Genomic DNA, 20616 nt, shown 5'->3' with positions numbered 1-20616 from the left:
TTGACGTTCGTCGGGGCGTTCGCCGGCCTGGGGCTGGGCGCGGCGCAGTGGCTGGCGCTCCGCGCCGCGGTGCCCGTGGCCCGGCGGTGGGTCGTCTGGTGTGTGGTCGGATTCGGCACCGGACTGCCGGCCGGCAGCCTGGCCGCGGAGGTCGTGGGGGGACTCCAGAGCCCGCTCGGGTTCGCCACCTTCCTGGGAGTCGCCGGATTGACGCTGGGAGTGTTCACGGCCAGGAGCGGGGCGGCGATTGCCGCCGGACTCGCGCCTCGACGCGCGGACTGAGCCGGCGGCGCGGCTCCCGCAACGGGCGCGGCCTCTTCCGCGTTCAGCCTGCCAGCGCCCGGCTGAGCCGGTCTAGCGCCTCGCGCGCGTCGTAGAGCGCGCGCTCGGCGTCGTGTCTCTCGCGGATGATCTCCACCACGGCTTCCTTGTGCCGTCGGCGGGGCAACGCGCCGGGCTCGCCGCCGTACGGCGCTTCAGAAGTGTCCTCATCGTACCGCGCCAGGACGCGCCGAAAGACCTCGCCGGCCGGCTCGCCCTTCCTGCCGCCCAGACGGATGCCGTTCACGTACGTGTCGTAGGACCGGAGGCCCCGCTTCAACACCTCGGAGATCGATTGGCCGGTCTTCTCCCGGAGATCCTCGAGGATCGCCTCTTCTTCTTCGTTGAGTCGTACCGTCCGCAGGCCCATCGACCTTCCCCCCGGCTCTCATGTAGCGTGACCTGGTTGTAGTACACGGGTAATACAACGCGCCGGCGGCCACAAACGTGACGAGGACGGCCGATGGGCAACGATCGTCCGACGGGCCTTGTTTCTAAGAGGGATACCTGACTGGTAGGTTGGAGCCGCCGACAGAGACCGCGTTCGGAAGGGAAGGGTCAGCGACCGCGTGTTCGAGTTTCTTTTCAAATACCGACCCGTCGTGTTCGAACGCGGCGATCTCTCCCTCGCCGCTCCCTGGTGGGCGGTGATCCTGATCTTCCTTGGAGTCGGCGCCGTCGTCTGGTTCGCGCTCGAATACCGCCGCGTCGGACCCACGGTGGAGGCGCGGGACCGCTGGGTGATGATGGGACTGAGGGCGACGGCGCTGGGCGTCCTCGCCTTCCTCCTGATGCGGCCCGTTCTCCTCGTCTCGACCGTCGTCCCGCGGCGGAACTTCGTGGCGGTCCTCCTCGACGATTCCCGAAGCATGCGGGTGGCGGATGAAGACGGGGAGACGCGCGCGCAGCGGATGCTGGACCTCTTCGGCGGCGAAGACGAGGATCCGGCGGGAGGGACGGGCGATCCGCCGTCCGATCCCCTGGGTGCCGACCCCGGCGTGTCAGGCTCCGCGGCCATGGATCCCGCGCCCGCGGACCCCGTCGACGGGCAGGCGTTCGCGACGCAGCGGGGCGAAGGCGCGCTTCGGCAGGCGCTCGAGGACCGCTTCCGGCTAAGGATGTACGGGTTCGATTCCGACGCGGACCGCATCGACGCGGCGGGCGAGATGGCCTTCACGGGCCCCCGCACGAACCTCGCCGCGGGGCTCACCCGCGTGCAGCAGGAGATGGCCGGACTCCCGCTCTCCGGGATCGTTATCGTCACCGACGGTGCGGACAACGACGATGAAGCGACCCCACCCCTGTCCGAGGCGCTGCTGTCGGCGCGCGCCGCGGGGATCCCCATCTACACGATCGGGATGGGTTCAGAGCGCATCGCCCCCGACGTCGAGGTGCGTCGCGTAGAGGTGCCCCGCGCGGCTCTGGAGGGGACGACGATCGTGGCCGACGTCATCGTCTCCCACGCGGGTCTGGGCGGACGCACGGTGCGGCTCGATGTGGAGGACGAAGGGCGCATCGTGGGCACGCGCGACCTCACGCTCGGACCGGACGGCGAGGAAGCGGTGCAACTCCAGTTCACCCTGGAGGAGTCGGGGCCCCGCGCCATCCGTTTCTTCGTGGACCCGCAGGAGGGAGAGGCCCTGACCGGCAACAACGAGCGCCAGGTCCTGGTGGAGGTCGGGGACACGCGCCGCAAGATCCTCTACTTCGAGGGCTCGCCGCGGCCGGAGAACAAGTTCGTGCGCCGCGCCGTGGCGGACGACGAGAACCTGCACGTCGTCACGCTCCTGAGGACGGCGGACGAAAAATACCTGCGGCTCGACGTGGAGGGGCCGGGCGAACTCGCCGGCGGATTCCCGGACACGCGCGAGGAGTTGTACGAGTACGATGGGCTGATCCTGGGCAGCGTAGAGGCGAGCTTCTTCACGCACGACCAGTTGCAGATGATGGCGGACTTCGTGGGACAGCGCGGGGGCGGACTCCTCGTGCTGGGCGGGCGGCGATCGCTGGGAGAGGGCGGCTACACGGGGACGCCGCTGGCCGACGCCCTGCCGGTGGTGCTCGGGGGAGCCGGCGAGCCGGACGTGCTCGAGGTGTCGGCCGAGCTGACTCCGGCCGGCCGCCGGCACGCGGCGATGAGGATCGCGGAGGCCGCGGAATCTTCCGCCGAACGCTGGACCGAGCTCCCCCCCCTCACCTCCGTGAACCGGGTGTTCGAACTGAAACCGGGGGCCGTCGACCTCCTCCGGGGCGTGCCCGCCGAGGGGGCGCCGCGCATGCTCCTCGCGCACCAGAGGTACGGGCGCGGGACTTCGATCGTGTTCGCCGCGCAGGACTCGTGGCTGTGGCAGATGCACGCGGACATCCCGCTGGAGGATGAGACCCACGAGACGCTGTGGCGCCAGTTGCTCCGCTGGCTCGTGCACGATACGCCGGGGCGCGTCCGTCTCGACTCGGGCGAAGACGTCGTGCCGATGGGGGAGCCGCTGCGGATCCGGGCCGAGGTGGAGGACGAACGATACCTGCGCGTGAACGGGGCGGACGTCGTCGCCACGGTGACGGGCCCGGGAGGCGTCGCGTCGGAGGTCCGGCTCGACTGGACGGTCGAGCGCGATGGCGAGTACGAAGGACGTTTCGTGCCGCAGGAGCGGGGGCTGTACAGCGTGCAGGTCCGAGCGGCGGGAGCCCGCACCGGGGGCCCGGGGGCCGGAGCCGAGACGAGCCGCGACGTCGCGGAAGAGGTGAGCTTCTTCCGGGCGGGGACGCCCCGGATCGAGGAGTTCGGCGCCGGCCGCCGCACGGAACTCCTGCGCCGGATCGCCGACGAGACGGGGGGCCGGTTCTACACGGCGGATGACGCGCAGGTGCTGGCCGACGAGATCCGCTACACGGAGAGCGGCGATACCGTGTACGAGGAACGCTCGCTGTGGGACATGCCGATCCTCTTCCTCCTCCTGGCGGGTCTGTTGGGCGGGGAGTGGGCGTACCGCCGGCGGAAGGACCTCGCGTGACCCGCGGTGCCCGAGCCAGCGCGCTCGCCGCGGCCCTGATGCCGGCGGTCCTCTTCGGCGCCGACGGCGTCTCGGGCTTCGCGGCCGCGCCCCAGGCGGCGCCCGCCGCGCCGCGGACCCATGTGCTCGTCGTCACGGGCCTCGGGGGCGCGCCGGAGTACTCAGAGCAGTTCCGGGCGGAAGCGGAGTCGCTGCTCGACGCGCTCGACAGCCGGCTCGGCGTGCGCGAGACCGTCGCGTGGCTCGCGGAGGACGAGGCGCTGTCCTCCCGCGTTGCGGGCCGGGCCACGCTGGAAGCGGTCGAGCGGGAAGTACTCGCCATGGCGAACCGGGCGGGGCCCTCCGACGTGGCGCTCATCCTCCTTCTCGGCCACGGAAGCGGCCGCGGCGAGGAGTCGCGCTTCAGCTTGCCCGGCCCGGACCTGTCGGGGGAGACGCTCTCGATGTGGCTCCACGCCTTCCCGACGCAGACCGTGGCGGTCGTGAACGCGGCGAGCGCCAGCGGCGGGTTCGTGCCCGCGGTCGCCGGTGAGCGGCGCATCGTCGTGACGGCCACGCGCTCCCCCCGCGAGCGCGAGCGGACCCACTTCGGCGGCTTCTTCGTCAACGCCTTCGCCCTCGACGAGGCGGACGTGGACAAGGACGAACGGGTGTCGCTGCTCGAGGCGTTCAGCTACGCGACGGGCGAGGTCCGCCGCCGGTACGAGCGGGACAACGAGATGCTGACCGAGCACGCCCTGCTGGACGATGACGGGGACGGCGAGGGATCGCTGGAACCGACTCCGGACGGACCCGATGGTGCGCTCGCGAACCGGTTCTTCCTCGCCCAGGCGCCGGCCGCGCTGGCGGGGGCGGCGGCGGACGACCCGGCCGTGGCCGCGCTCTTGGCGCGGAAGCGCGAGGTGGAGGACGGGATCGCCGCGCTCCGCGCGCGTCGCGACGAGATGGCGGAGGAGGAATACGACGCGCAACTCGAGACGCTCCTCGTCGAACTCGCCCGCCTCAACCGCGCCATCCGCGAGGGCGGGAGCGTCCCGTGCGCCTGACCGCGCGCCCGCCCGTCCGGTCGACCGCGCGCCGGACGCGGTTCGCGCGCCCGGCGTTCGCGCTGGCGCTCGTCCTCGTGCCGCCGACAGCGGGGCACGCGCAGGAGCGTTCGGCGGCGGAGGGGGGCGGCGGACCGCTGGCCGCGGCGCTCGAGGCGCATCAGACCGGCGACTATGGGCAGGCGGTCGCGGCTTATCGATCGGCGGCCCGTGCCGGGGGCGAGTTCCCGGCCTCCGCGCGCGGATGGGCGCGCTCGCTCGCCGCGACCGGCGAGTACGAGTCCGCGCTCGAAGCCCTCGACCGGGCCGCCGCGCGCGCCCCGGACGGAGCGAACGCGGACACCGAACTTGCCCGCGCGCGCGGGCGCCAGTTGTACGCGCTCGGACGCCTCGACGAAGCGGAGGCGCACTTCCGCCGGGCCATCGAAGGCCGGGCCAGCGACGCGCAACTCGCGCGGCTCGACCTGGGACGCCTTCTCTTCGACCGCGGCGCGCGCGAGGAAGCCCTCGCCCTGTTCGACGGGTTCATCGACTTCTACAACCGGGCCGGCCGCCTCGACGCCGACGAGCTGCGCGCCGTCGGCGCCGCGCTCACGTATCTCGGGGCCCGCGACCCCGACCTCTTCCACGATGCCGTACGCGCCTTCGAGGAGGCCATCGAGGCGGACCCCGGCGACCCCGAGCCGCGCATCGACCTCGGTCTCCTCTTTCTCGACAAGTACGACAGCTTCGAGGCCGGGCCGCTGATCGATGAAGCGCTGGTCCGGAACCCGGCCCACGCGCGCGCCCTCTTGGCGAAGGCGCGCCGCGCGAAGTTCGACGGCTCCTCCGAAGCGCTCGAACTCGCGCAGCAGGCGCTGGAAACGAACCCCCGTCTTACCGAAGCCCGCGCCTTCCTGGCGCGACTCTACCTCGAACTCGAGGACGTGGATGAGGCCGAGGCGGAGGCCAGGCGCGCGCTGGAGACGAACCCCGTCTCCCTCTCCGCGTGGACGGAAATCGCGGCCGCCGCCCACCTGCGGGGGGATGCGGCCGCATTCGCGGAGGCGCGCGACCGCGTCCTGCGGCTGGATCCGCGGCACGCCGGCCTCTACGTCGCCCTCGCCCAGGTTGCCTACCGCACACACCGCTACGCCGATGCGGTCGCGTTCGCGCGGCAGGCCGTCGCCCTCGATCCGCTGTCCTGGCCCGGAATGGCGGAACTCGGCCTCAACCAGCTCCGCGTCGGCGACCTGGCGGCGGGGCACGCGACGCTCGAGGCCTCCTTCGAGGGCGATCCCTTCAACGTCTGGGTGTTCAACACGCTCGACCTGCTCGAGGAGCTGGCCGGGTTCGAGACGGTGGAAAGCCCGCGCTTCGCTTTCTCCATGCACCCGAAGGAAGCGGGCGCCCTCTCCATCTACGCCACGGCGCTCGCCGAGGAAGCCTTCGACGCCATGCGCGCCCGCTACGGGTACGAGCCGCCGACCCCGATCTCGGTCGAGGTCTACGACCGACACGCCGACTTTTCCGTGCGCACGGTCGGACTCGCGGGCATCGGCGCGCTCGGCGTGAGCTTCGGCTCCGTCCTCGCCATGGACTCCCCCGGTGCCCGCCCCGGCGGCGCCTTCAACTGGGGCTCGACGCTGTGGCACGAGATCTCGCACGCCTTCACCCTCGGCTACACCGAGCACCGCATCCCCCGCTGGCTCTCCGAGGGGCTCGCGGTCCTCGACGAGCGGCACGCGCGCGAGGGGTGGGGATCCGACGTGGACCCCGGCTTCCTCGCCGCCTTCCGGGACGAGCGGTTACCCTCGCTCGAGCGCTTCAACTACGGCTTCGTGCGGCCCGCCTACCCCGGGCAGGTGCAGCACGCCTACTACATGGCCTCCCTCCTGTGCGAGATGATCGAGACGACGCGCGGCTTCGACGCCGTGCTTGCCATGCTCGCCGGATACCGCGACGGGCTGGAGACGCCGGAGGTCGTGGAACGGGCGCTGGGGACGACGCTCGCGGGCCTCGACCGTGAGTTGCGGGACTACATCGAGACCCGCTTCGGCCCGACGCTGAAGGCGCTGGGCACCCCCGAAGCCGGGACGCCGCCCGGCCCGGACACCTTCGCCGGACTGCTCATGGCGGCGGCGGAGGCACGGCGGGCGGGCCGCACGGAGGAGGCGATGCGGGCGCTGGAGAGGGCGCACGAGGTCTTCCCCGAGTACGCGGGACCCGACGCGCCGATCCTCCTTCTCGGGCACCTCCGCCGCGAAGCCGGCGACTTCGCCGGCGCCGCGGAGGCCTACCGAACGTACACCGCCCTCAACGAGAACGACTTCGAGACCCACCTCGCCCTTGCGGACCTCGAACAGGCGCTCGGGAACGATGCGGCCGCCCGCGAGACGCTGGAGCGCGCGATCTGGATCGACCCCTTCCACCTGGACGTGCACGCGCGGCTCGCCTCCGGCTACGAGGCGGTCGAAGCGTGGCCCGAGGCGGTCCGCGAGCGGCGGGCGCTGCTGGCGCTGGTGCCGGCGGACCCGGCGGAGGCCCACTACCGGCTCGCCCTCGCGCTGCACCGGGGCGGGGACGCGCGCGGTGCCCGGAGCGCGGTCCTCGATGCCCTGGAGATCGCCCCCAACTTCGAGGCCGCGCTCGATCTCCTGCTCGAGATCCGCGGCGACCCGGAGGGCCGGCGATGACCGCGCGCCTCCGACCCCCCGTCGCCCGACCCCTCGCGACCGGCGGCCTGGCCGCGCTGCTCACGCTGCTCGCCGTCACCGACCTCGAGGGCCAGCGCCGGCGCGGACGCGGAGGCGGCGGGTTCGGGGACGACCTCGCCTCCTACCAGGAGTACAACACGCCCTACACCGGCGAATTCACCTTCGTCCGCCTCTACTACCGCGGCGGCTGGGGCTGGAACCCGGGGTGGTCGCACGACTGGCCCATAGCCGAGCGCAACTTCGCCGAGATCATGGACGCGCTCACGACGATCGGCCCGCGCAAGGGCGGTGGCAACGTGCTCGCCATGGACGACCCGGACCTGTTCAAGTTCCCCGTCGCGTACCTGTCGGAACCCGGCGGCTGGACGATGAACCAGGTGGAGGCCGACAACCTGGGCAACTATCTGCGCAAGGGCGGGTTCCTCATCATCGACGACATGGGAGGCCGGCGGGACCTGGAGAGGACGAGGCAGGGGCTCCAGATCCTGCTCCCGGGACTCCGGCTTGAACGGCTCGACGACAGCCACCCGATCTTCGACTCGTTCTTCCACCTGAGGCAGGAGAACATCGAGATGCCGCATCCCTACCGCGGCGGCGTGGCGAGCTACTGGGGCGTCTTCGAGGACAACGACCCCGAGGGCCGCCTTATGGTCATCGTGAATCACGACAACGACATTGGCGACTACATGGAGTGGTCGGACCGGGGGTTCGTCCCCATCGCCCTCTCCAACGAAGCGTACAAGCTGGGCGTCAACTACGTGGTATACGCCCTCACACACTGAGCCGACACACGGAACCACTGAACCCATCACCGAACCCGGAAGGAGCCGGCATGGAAGCCGACCCCCGCTGGATCGACGCGCCGGACCGGACCCCGGAGCAAGAGCCGATCCCGGTCCCGGACGCCGCGCCCGAAGCGGTCCCCGACGACGCCGAACTCGCCGACCGCCTGCGCGAGAGCGCCGAAGCCGTCCGCGCCGAACTCAAGAAGGTCATCATCGGCCAGGACGATGTCGTCGAACAGGTCCTGATCTCGCTTTTCGCCGGCGGCAACAGCCTCATCGTCGGCGTCCCCGGCCTCGCGAAGACGCTCCTCATCCAGACGCTCTCCGATGTCCTGCACCTGAGCTTCAACCGGATCCAGTTCACGCCGGACCTCATGCCGTCGGACATCACCGGGACGGACATCATCCAGGAAGACCCGGAGACGGGGCAGCGCAAGCTCGTCTTCATGAAGGGACCGCTGTTCGCGCACGTCGTGCTGGCCGACGAGATCAACCGCACGCCGCCCAAGACGCAGGCGGCCCTCCTCGAGGCGATGGAGGAGAAGCAGGTGACGATCCAGGGCCGGACCTACGGCCTGCCCGAGCCCTTCTTCGTCCTCGCCACGCAGAACCCGATCGAGCTGGAGGGGACGTATCCGCTGCCCGAGGCGCAGCTCGACCGCTTCATGTTCCAGGTCAACATCGGCTACCTGCCGGAGGATGAGGAGCTGGAGGTCATTCTCCAGACGACGACGACTGCGGGCGAGCCTCCCGGCGCGGTGCTGTCGGCGGAGGCGATCGCGGGCTTCCAGCACCTCGTGCGGAAGGTGCCGATCTCCGAGCCGGTCGCGCGCTACGCCGTCCGGCTGGCCCGGCGCACCCGCCCCGGACGCGACGACGCCCCCGACTACGTGAAGCAGTACGTGGCCTACGGGGGGAGCGTGCGCGCGGCGCAGTATCTCGTGCTCGGCGGCAAGGCGCGGGCCCTGCTGCGGGGCGAGATCAACGTCTCGTTCGACGACGTGCGCGCCCTCTGCGCCCCCGTCTTCCGCCACCGCGTGCTGACGAACTTCCACGCCGAGTCCGAGCGCGTCTCGACGGACGACCTCGTCGAACGGCTCCTGGACGACGTGAAACCGCCGAAGTCGGGGATGTAGGGGGCGGGCCGGATCATGCGCGCGCGAATCGCCTCGAGGACGGTGCCGGGGACGCAGTTCCTCGATCCGTCGGTGCTCACCCGGATCGGGAACCTCGAACTCGTCGCGCGTTCGGTGGTGGAGGGCTTCATCGCCGGGGCGCACGGGTCGCCCTTCGTCGGGCTGTCGCTCGATTTCGCGGCGCACCGCCAGTACCTGCCGGGCGACGACATCCGCAAGATCGACTGGAAGGTGTACGGACGCACCGACCGCCACTACATCAAGGAGTACGAGGCCGAGACCAACGCGAACATCTTCTTCGCCGTGGACGCTTCCCGTTCCATGGACTACGGCTCGCGCGGGATCACGAAGCTCGACTATGCCCGCTACCTGACGGCCTGTCTCGCCTATCTCTCCGCGAGCCAGCGCGACCGCGTGGGCGCGGCGATCTTCGATGAGAAGCTGATCGAGTACATCCCCCCCTCCGTCCGGCACCGACGCCTGATCCTGGCGGCGCTCGACCGCGTCCGCGCCGAGACGGCGGGCGATCTGACGCGGCCCCTCACGCAGGTGGCCGAGAGCCTGGCCCGGAAGGGGATCGTCGTTCTGGTCTCCGACCTCTACAGCGAACCGAAGACGGTCCTCGACTCGGTGGGGGCGCTCCGCAGCAAGGGGCAGGACGTGATCGTGTTCCATATCCTGGACCCGGCCGAGGTCGACTTTCCGTTCGAGGCGGCGCGGTCGTTCGAGGACCTGGAGACGGGGGAGCGGCTCCCGGTGACGCCCGCCGTGATGCGCGAGGAGTACCTCTCCCTTATGAAGGGGCACGTGGGCGAGATCTCGAAGCGGATGATCGAGCGGGCGATCGACCACGAACTCATCGTCACCTCGACGCCGCTCGACGCCGTGCTCTTCCGCTACCTGTCGCACCGGTCGCGGCGCCTGAAGGGCAAGGACCGATGAGTTTCCTGGCCCCGTGGTTCCTGGCCGGGCTCGGACTCCTCTCGATCCCGATCATCATCCACCTCACGCATCGCCAGCGCAGCCGGGTGACGGTGTTCCCGTCGCTGATGTTCCTCCGGAAGCTGCCCTTCAAGACGATGAACCGACGCCGGATCCGGCATCCTCTGCTCTTCGCGCTGCGCTGCATCGCGGTCATCCTCCTCGCCCTCGCCTTCTCCCGGCCGTTCTTCGACGCCGTGGCGGAGGTGGAGGCCGGTTCGGCCCGCGACGTCGTCATCCTCCTCGACGTGTCGGCGAGCCTGGGCTACGAGGGACGCTGGGAGGCGGCGCTCGATTCCGCGCGCGCCGTCATCGACGGTCTCGGGGAGGGGGATCGAGTCGCGGTGGCGACGTTCGACGAGCGGGCGCGGGAGCGGGTGCCGCTGACGCTCGACCTCGCGGCCGCACGGGAGGCGCTCGCGGATCTGTCGCCGACCGACCTCGGGACGCGGCTCGAAGCGGGGATCCAGCTCGCGGGGCGGATCCTCGCGGAGTCCGAGGACCGGACGCGCGAGGTGGCGCTGGTTTCGGACTTCCAGCGTACGGGGTGGGAGGACGGCGGCCGGGTGCGGCTTCCCGACGGGGTCTCGTTGCGGGCGGCGAGCGTCGCGCCGGAGGAAGCCGCCAACGTGGCGCTGGCGGAGGCGGCGGTGCGGGCCGCCGACGACGGTCGCGTCCGGCTCCTGGCCCGGCTCGCGAACATGGGCGAAGCGCCGGTGGAGCGACTGCCGGTGTCGCTCGAGATCGCTGGGCGGACGGTGGCCACGGTCCCGGTGGACATGCCGCCGCGCGGCGTCGGCACGGCGGTGTTCGACGACCTCGCCCTTCCCGAGGGACGGAGCCGCGGGCGCCTCACGGTCCCGGCGGACGGGCTGGCCATCGATGACGAATTCCGCTTCATGGCGGCGCCCGAGGCGGGTCTGCGCACGCTCGTCCTGGAGAGCAACCGCAGGGGATCGGAGGGGAGCCTCTTTCTTGAGCGCGCCCTCGGCATCGGCGACGCGCCCCGCATCGAGACGTCGCGGTCTCCGGCCGCGGGTCTCGATGCCGGCGCGCTCTCGTCGGCGGACTTCGCGATCCTCAACGACGCGGACCTCGCCGACGCGGGCCGGGCCGGCCGGCTGCGCGAGTGGGTGAGCGCAGGCGGGGGCCTGCTCATCGTCCTCGGCCGGGATGCGAGCATGAACCGGTGGTCCGACGCCGGACTGGAATTGCTCGGCTCCGGCCCCGGCTCTCTCGTGGATGCCGCGGACGGCCGCCGGCTGTCGTGGCTCGACTACGATCACCCGGTGTTCGAGGTGTTCTCCGGTCCCCGCAGCGGCGATTTTTCGGGCGCGCGCTTCGATCGATTCTGGAGCCTCGAGCCCGCCGGGGGCACGGCGGTAGTGGCGCGCTTCGACAGCGGCGAACCCGCCCTGCTCGAACATTCGGTGGGCGACGGGCGCGTGCTGGTGTGGACGTCGACCCTCGACCGTTTCTGGAACGACCTCGCGCTGCAGCCCGTCTTCCTGCCCTTCGTGCACCGGCTGGCGCTGCACGCCACCGGATACCGGGAGCCCGAACGCTGGATCGAAGCCGGGGGCGTGCTCGAACTCACGGCCCTCGTCGGGACGGGCGGGGCGGGCTCTGTGGGCGCTGCGGGGCTCCCCGCGGACGAGGCCGAGTGGGTCCTGGTGGATCCGGACGGCGACCGGCAGCCGGTGGAGGTCGGCGAAGGGCCGACGTGGATCGAGTTTCCGCGCGCGGGTTTCTACCAGGTGGCGCTCCGGGACGACGCGGGTCGCGCGACGACCGTGGCGGTGAACCCCCGGATCACCGAATCTGATCTGGCGCCGGTGGCAACGGAGCGCGTGGTGGAGGCCGTGGCGGGTGTCGCCCCGACGGCGGGAGGCGCCGGAGAGAACGGCGCGAACGCTGGCGGAGAAACGGTCCCGCGACGCGCCGAACTCTGGTGGGTGCTCCTGCTGCTGGCGGGGCTCGTGCTGGGAGTGGAGAGCGTGCTCGCAAACCGCTGGACGCGCCAGCGGCCCGTGTCCGGGCTGGCAGGCGCCTGACGAGCTGAGACCGGGGCCGGGCCGGAGCCTGGCATGATTCCGGGAGTAAGGGAGGATGACGATGCAGCGATGGGCGAAGACGCGGAACACGGAGCACCAGTTGCTCGGCATCGTCCGCGACGTGAGGCGCCGCTGGCGCGTGCGCCAGCTCATCCAGGGCATCGCGGTGACGCTGGGGATCGGTTTCGCCGTCTTCTTCATCGCGACCTTGGGAATCGACCGGCTGCGCTTCGACGACGGCGCGGTTCTCGCCTTCCGCATCGTGCTCTGGGCGGCCGCCGCCGGCCTCCTCGCCTGGTTCGTCGTGCGCCCGCTCCTGCGCCGGGTCTCGGACGCGCAGGTCGCGCTCTACCTGGAGGAGCATGAACCGTCGCTCAAGGCGGCGTTCCTCGCGGCGATCGAGCGCGCCAAGTCGCCGGGTGCCCGCTCCGGCCTCGACGCCCGCCTGCTGGAGGTCGCGGCCCGGCGCGCCCGCCGGGTGGACCGGGGGCGCCGCGTCGAGCGCGACCGGCTGCGCCGTTCGACCGCATGGTTCGCGGGCGTCGCCTCGGCCGTGCTGCTGATCGCCCTCTTCGGCCCCGCCTTCCAGGGCACGGCGGGCTCGCTCCTCCTGAGCCCCTGGAAGACCGCCGACGCCGCGAATCCCTACGCGATCGCGGTGGAGCCCGGCGACGCGCTCATCGCCCGGGGCTCGGATCAACTCGTGCGCGCGTTCCCACAGGGGTTCGAGACGGACGAAGTGGAGGTCGCCGTCCGGCGCGGAGAGTCGGAGGTGTGGGAACGCTACTTCATGACGCCGGCCGCCGAGGACGCCGCGTTCGAGATCCTCCTCTTCGACCTCGACGAGCCCACCGCCTACACGGTGACCTCCGAGGGCGTCCGGTCACCCGTCTTCACCATCGAGGTCGCGGACCTGCCCTACGTGGACCGGATCGACCTCGAGTACCGCTTCCCCGCCTACACCGGGCTGAGCCCGCGGACCGTCGAGGACGGCGGCGACATCGCGGTGCTGCGAGGGACCGAGGTCCGTCTTCGGGTGACGCCGACGATGGCCACCGAGGCGGCGCGGCTCGCGTTCGACGGCGAGGAGGAGGGGGCGGCGCTCCAACCCGTGGACGGCGCGTTCGAGACGAGCTTCACGGTGACCGGCGAAACCTTCTACCGCATCGAGTTCATGGGTCCGGGCAACCGCTTCGTCATCGGCTCCCCCGACTATCTCGTCGAACCGCTCGACGACCAGCCGCCGGGGATCCGGATCGCTGAGCCCGGAAGGGACACGCGCCTGTCGCCGATCGAGGAACTCTACGTGGAGGTCGAAGCCGAGGACGACTTCGGTCTCGGGCAGGTCGAACTCCTCTACTCGGTGAACGGCGGGGAGGAATCGTCCCGCGTGCTCCACGGCACGACCCGCGGCGGAACCACGCAGCTCTCCGGCGGACACACCTTCTTCCTCGAGGAGTTCGGCCTCGAGCCGGGCGACGTTCTCTCCTACTACGCCCGCGCGACGGACCTGCGCTCCGGCGGCCCCGGCGGCGGGGTCGAAAGCTCGGACATCTACTTCGTCGAAATCCGCCCCTTCGACCGCAACTACCGCCAGGCCGAGCAGGGTGGGGGAGGGGGTGGAGGCGGCGGGGGCGGGGCCGGGATGGGCGGCGAGCTGTCGGAACAGCAGCGCCAGATCGTCGCGGCGACGTTCCGTCTGGAGCGCGACGAAGACGAGTTCGACGACGAGGAGATGTCGGAGAACCTGGCCACGCTGACGCTGTTGCAGGGGCGGCTGCGGCAGCAGGTGGAAGAGCTGATCGCGCAGATGCAGCAGCGGGGCGTGGCGGGCGACCCGTCGCTCGAGACGGTGTTCCGCGAACTCCCGCTGGCACCGCCCGCGATGCTGGAGGCGGAGACGAGGCTGGGAGAGCGGCGGCTCCGGGAGGCGCTCGCGCCCGAACAGCGCTCGCTCCAGCACCTGCAGCGCGCCGAGGCCGCGTTCCGCGATGTCCAGGTGCAACAGGGTGGCGGCGGGGGCGGCGGGACGCCCGGGAGCGTCGGGTCGGGGGCCGAGGAACTTGCGGACCTGTTCGAGCTGGAGTTGGACCGCCTGCGGAACCAGTACGAAACCGTCCAGCGGGGCCAGCAGCAACAGCAGGACCAGGAGGTCGACGAGGCGCTGCAGAAGCTCGAGGAACTGGCGAGGCGCCAGCAGCAGATGAACGAGCGCGCGGCCGCGCAGCAGCGGGGCGCCGCCGGCGGTGGCCAGGGCCAGCAGCAGCAGATGATCCAGGAGGCGGAGGAGTTGGCCCGGCAACTGCAGCGCCTGGGTCGCGAGGGCGACCGGGCGGACGTCGAGGAATCCGCGCGCCGGCTGCAGCAGGCGGCGGACGAGATGCGGCGGGCGCAGGCGCAGGGTCGCCGGGGGCAGGGGCAGGCGGAGGCGTCGAACGCCCTCGACCGGCTGCGCGAGGCGCGCCGCCTGCTCGAGAACCGACAGGTCGCGGCGGTGGAACGGGAAGTCGAGGACGCTGCGCGGCGGGCCGAGCGGATCGCGGAGCGTCAGCGGGAACTGCAGAGCGATGTGAACGAGGACCCGACGGGCGGTGACCGGGACCGCCTGGCCGGGCTGCGCGAACGCAAGACCGAACTCGCTCGCGAGGTGGACCGGCTGGAGATCGACCTCGACCGCCTGTCGCGCGAGGCGCGTCAGGATCAGCCGGAGGCCGCCCGCCGCCTCGTGGAAGCCGCCGGCGAGATCCGTGAGAGCCGGCTGCGGGACAAACTCAACTTCTCGCGAGGCGTCCTCGGCACGCAGTCCGAGGACTATGTGCGGAACTTCGAGGAACAGATCACCCAGGACGCGGAGAACGTGCGGGCCCGGGTCCAGGCGGCGCGGGACGCGCTGAGCGAGTCGGACCCCCGCCGCCTCGGCCGGCAACTCGACGAGACGCGCGACCTCGTCCGCGGCCTCGAGTCGCTCCAGGAGCGCCTGCAACAGGACCAGGAGGGGCAGGGTCAGGAGGGTCAGGAGGGGCAGGGTCAGCAGGGGCAGGGCCAGGAAGGGCAGGGCGGTCAACAAGGCCAGGGAGAGCAGGGTGGGCAAGGCGAGCAGGGTGGCCAGCAGGGCGAGGGACAGGGCCAGGGAGGTCGTGGCGGACAGCCGGGCCAGCCCGGCCAAGCCCCTCGTGGCGGCCAGGGCTTCGCGCCCGGCGGGGGCGGGGGAGGCGGCGGCGAACCGTGGCTGTCGCCCGAAGACATCCGGCAGTTCCAGCGGGAATTCCGCGAGCGGGGACAGGACGCGCGTCGCCTGCGCGATGAACTGCGTCAGGAGGGCGTCGACGTCGGCGACCTCGACCGCGCCGTCGCCGGACTCGACCGCCTGCGGACGATGGGGGACTTCGACGATCCCGAGGAACTCGCGGCGCTCCAGGCCGATGTGCTCCGCGGCCTGAAGGACTTCGAGTTCGCCCTTCGCCGTGAACTCGGTTCGCAGATCGAACGCTTCTTCCTCTCCGGGTCGGACGACGTCCCCGAGGAATACCGTGAACTCGTGGAGGCGTACTACCGGGCGCTGTCCGAGGACCCACCGCCCTGAGCGACCCGCGCCTCTACCTGTTCTCCGTCCTGGCGCTCTTCACGGCCGGGCTTCTCGTGGCGTGGGCGCGCGCCGCCGCCGCGGCCACCAGGGCCGGACGGGAGCGCGACGGCTGGCGGGGCCGCCCCACCGCGTTCGAACTGGCGGTAGGCTTCGGGACGAACTTCTTCGATACGCTCGGCATCGGCTCCTTCGCCCCGACGACCTCGCTGTTCAAGCTGAAGAAGGTCGTGCCCGACGAGGAGATCCCGGGCACGATGATGATCGGGCACACGCCCCCGGTCGTGATCCAGGCCTTCATCTTCATTGCGATCATCAGCGTGGAACCGACGACGCTCTTCGTCCTCATCGCGGCCGCCGTGCTCGGGGCGTGGCTCGGCGCGGGGATCGTGGCCCGGCTGCCGCGGTACCGGATCCAGGTCGGGATGGGGGTCGCGCTCCTCATCGCCGCCGCCACCTTCCTCATGGCGATCTTCGAGATCACCGCGGTGGGCGGGGCGGCGTCCGGCCTGTCGGGCGGGTCGCTCGCCCTGGCGGCGGGCTGCCTCTTCGTCCTCGGGGCGCTCATGACGATCGGGATCGGGATCTACGCGCCGACGATGATCGTCGTCAGCCTCATGGGACTGAACCCGGTCGTCGCCTTCCCCATCATGATGGGCGCGTCCGCCTTCCTCATGCCGGTCGCGGGCCTGCGTTTCCTGAAGGCGGGACGCTACGGCCTCCGCGCCGCGATCGGCCTCGCGATCGGAGGAATCCCGGCCGTCCTGATCGCGGCCTTCATCGTCCGCTCGCTCCCCCTGAACGCCATGCGCTGGCTCGTCGTCGTCGTCGTCCTCTACGCCGCGATCGCGATGCTCCGCTCCGCCGTCCACGAGCGCCGCTCCCCCGCGAGCAGGGGAGGCTGAACGAGTGGAGATGCGCATTCTCTCGCGAAGCGACATCGAGCGGGCCGTGACGGCGAAGACGGCCGTGGAGGCGATGCGGGTCGCCTTCGGGGAGCTGTCCGGCGGCCAGGCGGTGGTCCCCGTGCGAGGGCAGCTCGAGAGCCGGCACGGGATCACGCTCCTCATGCCCGCCTTCCTCGGCGGCTCCGGAGGGCTCGGGGCGAAGATCGTCTCGGTCTTCCCCGGCAACGTCGCCGCCGGTCAGCCGCCGATTCAGGGGGCGATCATCCTGCTCGATGCGGAGACGGGACGCCCCCGCGCCCTCCTCGACGGCACCTCGCTGACGGAGATCCGGACGGCGGCGGGGAGCGGGCTGGCCACGGAACTCCTCGCCGATCCCGCGGCGGACGTGCTCGCCGTATTCGGAGCCGGCGCCCAGGGGCGGGCGCATATCGAACTCCTGGCCGCATGCCGGCCGCTGCGCGAGATCCGGATCGTCTCCGTGCCTCTCGACGGCGCGGTGGAACTGGCCATCGCGCTCACCGCGCGAGCCGCGTCGCTGGTGCCGCCCGAAGGGGGCGATCCCCCCCGGATCCGGGCGGCCGCGACCCCGGCCGAGGCGCTCGACGGCGCGGGCCTCGTCGTGACCGCGACCACGAGCGAGACGCCCGTCTTCTCCCCCGAATTCCTCGAAGCCGGAGCCCACATCAACGCGATCGGCGCCTTCCAGCCCCACACGCGCGAGATCCCCGAGGAGATCGTCGCCCGCGCCCGCGTGATCGTGGACCAGCGCGAAGCGATCTGGGAGGAGGCCGGCGACCTCATCATCCCGGTGGAGAAGGGGATCGTCGGGCGCGATGTGATCGATGCCGAACTCGGTGAGATCGTCAACGGACGGGCCCCGGGCGGGCGCGGCGACCGCGATTTCACCCTCTTCAAGTCGGTGGGGAGCGCCGCGCAAGACGTCGCGATCGCGGAAGCGGCTCTGAGCCGGGCGGAGGACCTCGGCCTCGGCTCCGTCGTCCCTTTCTAGTCGGGCACCGACGCGACCGCGGCCGCGATGGACGGCGTCACGCTCCACAGCGCCCTCGTGTGGGCTCTGCTTGCGGTCGCGCCGCTGACCTTCGTCGGTCTCCTTCGCCTGAAGGTCCCCTATGGCCGCCACTATTCCGGACGCGGCTGGGGTTCCGGCCTGCCGGATCGGGTCGGGTGGATTCTCATGGAAGTACCCGCCCCCGTGTTCTTCGCCGTCGTCTATTTCGCGGGACCGTCGGCCGGCGCCGCCGTACCGCTCGTCTTTCTGGGAATATGGCAATGTCACTATCTGAACCGGACATTCATCTATCCCCTGCGCACGCGGACGCGGGGAAAGAGCATGCCGGCGGTCGTGGCGGCGTCCGGTTTCGCCTTCAATATGGCCAACGCGTATATCAACGCGCGCTGGATCTCCGAACTTGGACAGTACGACGCGCAGTGGCTGGGCGATCCGAGGTTTCTCGCCGGGGTGTTCGTCTTCGCGGCCGGCTTCGTCTTGAACCTTCACTCCGACAACACTCTGCTGAAACTCCGGAAGCCGGGAGAGACCGGCTATTCGATTCCGCGCGGCGGGGGGTTCCGCTACGTCTCCTGCCCCAACTACCTGGGCGAAGTCATGGAGTGGGCCGGCTGGGCGCTTGCGACGTGGTCGCTGGCCGGACTCGCCTTCTTCCTGTTCACGGCGGCGAACCTCGTGCCGCGGGCGCTCGGCCACCACCGCTGGTACCGGGAACGGTTCGAGGACTATCCCCCGCGGCGGAAGGCGATCATTCCGGGATGGATCTGATTCCGGGCAGCGCGAGCAGGCTGAGCGGGTCGACGCTCGTGGCGCCGTAGCGCACGACCCAGTGCAGGTGGGGACCGGTGACCCGGCCGGTGGCCCCGACCCGTCCGATCGGCGTCCCGGCCGTGACCGTGTCGCCCACGGACACGAGCGGCTCGCTGAGGTGGAAGTAGCCGGTCTGCAATCCTCCCCCGTGGTTGAGATAGACGACGTTCCCCCCGAGCAGGAAGCCGTCGACGACGGCCACGACGCCGTCCGCCGCCGCCGTCACGATCGCGCCGCGGGCGCCCGCCAGGTCGAGTCCCATGTGGCGGCTCGTAATCTGGCCGTTGAACTCGCGGCCGGTGCCGAAGCCGCTGGTCACTCGGGAATTGCGCGGGAGCCGCACCGCGCTCCACATGCGCGGCGCGGCGTGCGCCTCGCGGGCCGCCCGGGCTGCCTTCTCCCGGTCGCTCCGCAGCCGCGCCTGGTCTTCCTCGTTCAGAGGCGACCCGAAGCGCGGCGCCACGGTGAGCCGCTCGTGCTCGTATTCGCCCGCCCGCACGGGAATGCGGAGCGAGTCGGTCCGCGAGCGGCCGTCCACGTAGTCCGCCCGCACCCAGGCGTCGAGCGTGTCCACCGTCGAAATCGGAACCGCAGCCAGGCTCTCGAGCACCGGGCCGACCCGCCGGAAGTGCAGGGGCTCGCCACCCGCCTCGCCAACCGCGGAGATCAGGCCGGAGCCCGATGGCGCCGCGACGCCGATGACGAAGAGGTGACCCTGCACGGGCGTGGCCGGCGCCCACGCCACGTCCAGCGGCGGCAGGGCCGCCGGAGCCGAGTCGCACGAAGCGCAGAGCGCAAACGCCAGCGCGAGCCCCGAGAAGGCGACGCGGCTCACATCCGATCGGAGATGGTGCAAGTCCCCTCGCTTCAGGGCCGGTCGGGGACGGGGATCCCGTAGCGCTCCAGCGTCTGCTTCACCGAGGGGCGGCCCAGGCGGACGCGGTCATCGTCGAGCAGGTAGGAGAACAGGTAGCCCGCGCCGAGCATGAGGATTCCGATGAGGAAGCAGTACATCACCGCCCGGTCGGGGTAGCTGTCCTTGAGGTATCCGACGTAGAGCGGACCGCAGATTCCCGCTGCGGCCCAGGCGGTGAGGATCGCCCCGTACACCTTCGACATGTTCCTCGGGCCGTACACCTCGAGGATGAACGACGGCATGGTCGCGAACCCGCCGCCGAAGCAGAGCAGCACGTAGCACACGAGGACGGAGAAGATCCACGGGTTCGACTCGGTCATGAGGACCCCGAACACGACCATCTGGCTCGCGAGCAGGATGCGGAACACGGCCACGCGTCCGATCCGGTCGGAGAGCCACGCCCACAGGATCCGTCCCAAGCCGTTGCACACGGAACTCGCCGCGATGAGCGTCGCCCCGTACTCCGCCAGCACCGCCGGCTCGACCGACGGATCGGCCAGGCCCCATACCTCCTGGAGGAGTTCGGACTGGAAGCTGATGACCGAGATCCCCGCGGCGATGTTGAAGAAGAAGACGATCCAGATGATGACGAACTGGCTGGACTTCAGGTACGGGCCCACCTGCGCGGGCTGCTTCCACGGCGCCACCTGGGCGGCAGGCGGGTCGTCGATGACGAAGCTGCTGGGGATGAGGATGCAGGCGAAGACGATCCCGAGCCACAGGAAGACCTGCGGAAGATCCCCTTCCGTCTGCAGCACCAGCAGCGGTGCGAGCCCCTTGCTCAGGAGGAGCGCCCCGATGCCGAAACCCATGACGACGATGCCCGTGACGAGCCCCTTCCGGTCCGGGAACCACTTCGCGGCCGTGGTGACGGGCGTCACGTACCCCAGTCCGATGCCGATCCCCCCGATGAGCCCGTACCCGGCGTAGAAGAGGAGGATGGAGTCGATCCGCAGCGCGAAGCTCGCGATGATGTATCCGCCGGCGAAGAGCGTGCTTCCGATGAGGGCGAGGCGGCGGGGCCCTACCTTGGGCAGCAGCTGGCCCGCCCAGGCCGCCGCGGTCCCGAGGGAGAAGATCGCGATGCAGAAGGCCAGCGATCCTCTCACGGGCCGCTAGGCCCAGGCCTCCAACAGTTCTGCGGAGGTGACCACCGTGGCAACCATCGCCAGGCTGTGCTCGATCACGGCTTCCTCGTATTCCGCCGGGACGCCGGCCACGGCGTCGCGTACCAGCACCACCTGGTAGCCGAGATCGACCGCGCTGAGGCACAGGCCCAGGATGCCCACATTCACCGATACGCCGGTGGCCACCACCGTGGTCACGCCCAGGTTGCGCA

General features: G+C 71.1%; 16 protein-coding genes. 12 read left to right on the top strand and 4 right to left on the bottom strand.

Annotated features, from left to right (window positions below; all coding sequences use genetic code 11):
* Positions 1-282, top strand: a 282-nt coding sequence (locus OXN85_14125; protein MCY3601100.1) for a hypothetical protein, incomplete at its 5' end; no start/stop codon positions are given.
* A gap of 43 nt (positions 283-325) precedes the next feature.
* Here the strand turns inward: OXN85_14125 and OXN85_14120 are convergent.
* A complete protein-coding gene (locus OXN85_14120) occupies positions 326-691 on the bottom strand; it encodes a hypothetical protein (GenBank protein ID MCY3601099.1) in 366 nt (121 codons plus the stop codon).
* A gap of 199 nt (positions 692-890) precedes the next feature.
* Between OXN85_14120 and OXN85_14115 the strand changes: the two genes are divergently transcribed.
* The 11 genes from OXN85_14115 to OXN85_14065 are packed head-to-tail and all read left to right on the top strand — an operon-like array spanning position 891 to position 18319.
* Entirely contained in the window at positions 891-3332 is a 2442-nt protein-coding gene (locus OXN85_14115) for a glutamine amidotransferase (protein MCY3601098.1), read from the top strand.
* Positions 3329-4378 carry a hypothetical protein gene (locus OXN85_14110; protein MCY3601097.1) on the top strand — a complete coding sequence of 350 codons (1050 nt, stop codon included), beginning with the start codon at positions 3329-3331 and terminating at the stop codon, positions 4376-4378. The genes OXN85_14115 and OXN85_14110 overlap by 4 nt, the downstream gene beginning before the upstream one ends.
* Positions 4369-7053 (top strand): tetratricopeptide repeat protein, encoded by a 2685-nt coding sequence (locus OXN85_14105; protein ID MCY3601096.1) that lies wholly within the window; start codon positions 4369-4371, stop codon positions 7051-7053. The genes OXN85_14110 and OXN85_14105 overlap by 10 nt, the downstream gene beginning before the upstream one ends.
* Complete coding sequence (locus OXN85_14100) at positions 7050-7856, top strand: DUF4159 domain-containing protein (protein ID MCY3601095.1); 807 nt, start codon at positions 7050-7052, stop codon at positions 7854-7856. The genes OXN85_14105 and OXN85_14100 overlap by 4 nt, the downstream gene beginning before the upstream one ends.
* Positions 7857-7906: 50 nt before the next feature.
* Positions 7907-8995, top strand: coding sequence for a MoxR family ATPase (locus OXN85_14095; protein ID MCY3601094.1), 1089 nt, complete (start codon positions 7907-7909; stop codon positions 8993-8995).
* A 15-nt stretch (positions 8996-9010) separates the two neighbouring features.
* Positions 9011-9937 carry a DUF58 domain-containing protein gene (locus tag OXN85_14090; GenBank protein ID MCY3601093.1) on the top strand — a complete coding sequence of 309 codons (927 nt, stop codon included), beginning with the start codon at positions 9011-9013 and terminating at the stop codon, positions 9935-9937.
* The gene (locus OXN85_14085) at positions 9934-12030 is read left to right on the top strand and encodes a BatA domain-containing protein (protein ID MCY3601092.1); all 2097 of its coding nucleotides are present in this window, start codon (positions 9934-9936) and stop codon (positions 12028-12030) included. Before OXN85_14090 ends, OXN85_14085 begins: the two co-directional genes overlap by 4 nt.
* Positions 12031-12085: 55 nt before the next feature.
* Positions 12086-15613: a hypothetical protein gene (locus OXN85_14080; GenBank protein MCY3601091.1), complete on the top strand. Its 3528-nt coding sequence runs from the start codon at positions 12086-12088 to the stop codon at positions 15611-15613.
* 29 nt (positions 15614-15642) lie between these two features.
* Positions 15643-16518, top strand: coding sequence for a sulfite exporter TauE/SafE family protein (locus OXN85_14075; GenBank protein MCY3601090.1), 876 nt, complete (start codon positions 15643-15645; stop codon positions 16516-16518).
* A gap of 10 nt (positions 16519-16528) precedes the next feature.
* A complete protein-coding gene (locus tag OXN85_14070; protein ID MCY3601089.1) occupies positions 16529-17530 on the top strand; it encodes an ornithine cyclodeaminase in 1002 nt (333 codons plus the stop codon).
* 27 nt (positions 17531-17557) lie between these two features.
* A complete protein-coding gene (locus tag OXN85_14065; protein MCY3601088.1) occupies positions 17558-18319 on the top strand; it encodes a DUF1295 domain-containing protein in 762 nt (253 codons plus the stop codon).
* Here the strand turns inward: OXN85_14065 and OXN85_14060 are convergent.
* The 3 genes from OXN85_14060 to OXN85_14050 form a co-directional block, all read right to left on the bottom strand.
* Positions 18300-19217 (bottom strand): M23 family metallopeptidase, encoded by a 918-nt coding sequence (locus OXN85_14060; GenBank protein ID MCY3601087.1) that lies wholly within the window; start codon positions 19215-19217, stop codon positions 18300-18302. The genes OXN85_14065 and OXN85_14060 overlap by 20 nt on opposite strands.
* An 11-nt stretch (positions 19218-19228) precedes the next feature.
* On the bottom strand, positions 19229-20386 hold the full coding sequence (locus OXN85_14055; GenBank protein ID MCY3601086.1) for an MFS transporter: 1158 nt from the start codon (positions 20384-20386) through the stop codon (positions 19229-19231).
* Positions 20387-20392: 6 nt separating this feature from the next.
* Positions 20393-20616, bottom strand: a 224-nt coding sequence (locus OXN85_14050) for an isochorismatase family protein (protein ID MCY3601085.1), incomplete at its 5' end; no start/stop codon positions are given.

Source organism: Candidatus Palauibacter australiensis, from assembly GCA_026705295.1.
In the GTDB taxonomy this organism is placed as follows: domain Bacteria; phylum Gemmatimonadota; class Gemmatimonadetes; order Palauibacterales; family Palauibacteraceae; genus Palauibacter; species Palauibacter australiensis.
This window is presented reverse-complemented; position numbering and strand designations above follow the sequence as displayed.

Bases quoted from the DNA above. Each gene is read 5' to 3' on its own strand.
- OXN85_14120 (MCY3601099.1), bottom strand. From the start codon at position 691: ATGGGCCTGCGGACGGTACGACTCAACGAAGAAGAAGAGGCGATCCTC.
- OXN85_14100 (MCY3601095.1), top strand. From the start codon at position 7,050: ATGACCGCGCGCCTCCGACCCCCCGTCGCCCGACCCCTCGCGACCGGC.
- OXN85_14095 (MCY3601094.1), top strand. From the start codon at position 7,907: ATGGAAGCCGACCCCCGCTGGATCGACGCGCCGGACCGGACCCCGGAG.
- OXN85_14090 (MCY3601093.1), top strand. From the start codon at position 9,011: ATGCGCGCGCGAATCGCCTCGAGGACGGTGCCGGGGACGCAGTTCCTC.
- OXN85_14085 (MCY3601092.1), top strand. From the start codon at position 9,934: ATGAGTTTCCTGGCCCCGTGGTTCCTGGCCGGGCTCGGACTCCTCTCG.
- OXN85_14080 (MCY3601091.1), top strand. From the start codon at position 12,086: ATGACGATGCAGCGATGGGCGAAGACGCGGAACACGGAGCACCAGTTG.
- OXN85_14070 (MCY3601089.1), top strand. From the start codon at position 16,529: ATGCGCATTCTCTCGCGAAGCGACATCGAGCGGGCCGTGACGGCGAAG.
- OXN85_14065 (MCY3601088.1), top strand. From the start codon at position 17,558: ATGGACGGCGTCACGCTCCACAGCGCCCTCGTGTGGGCTCTGCTTGCG.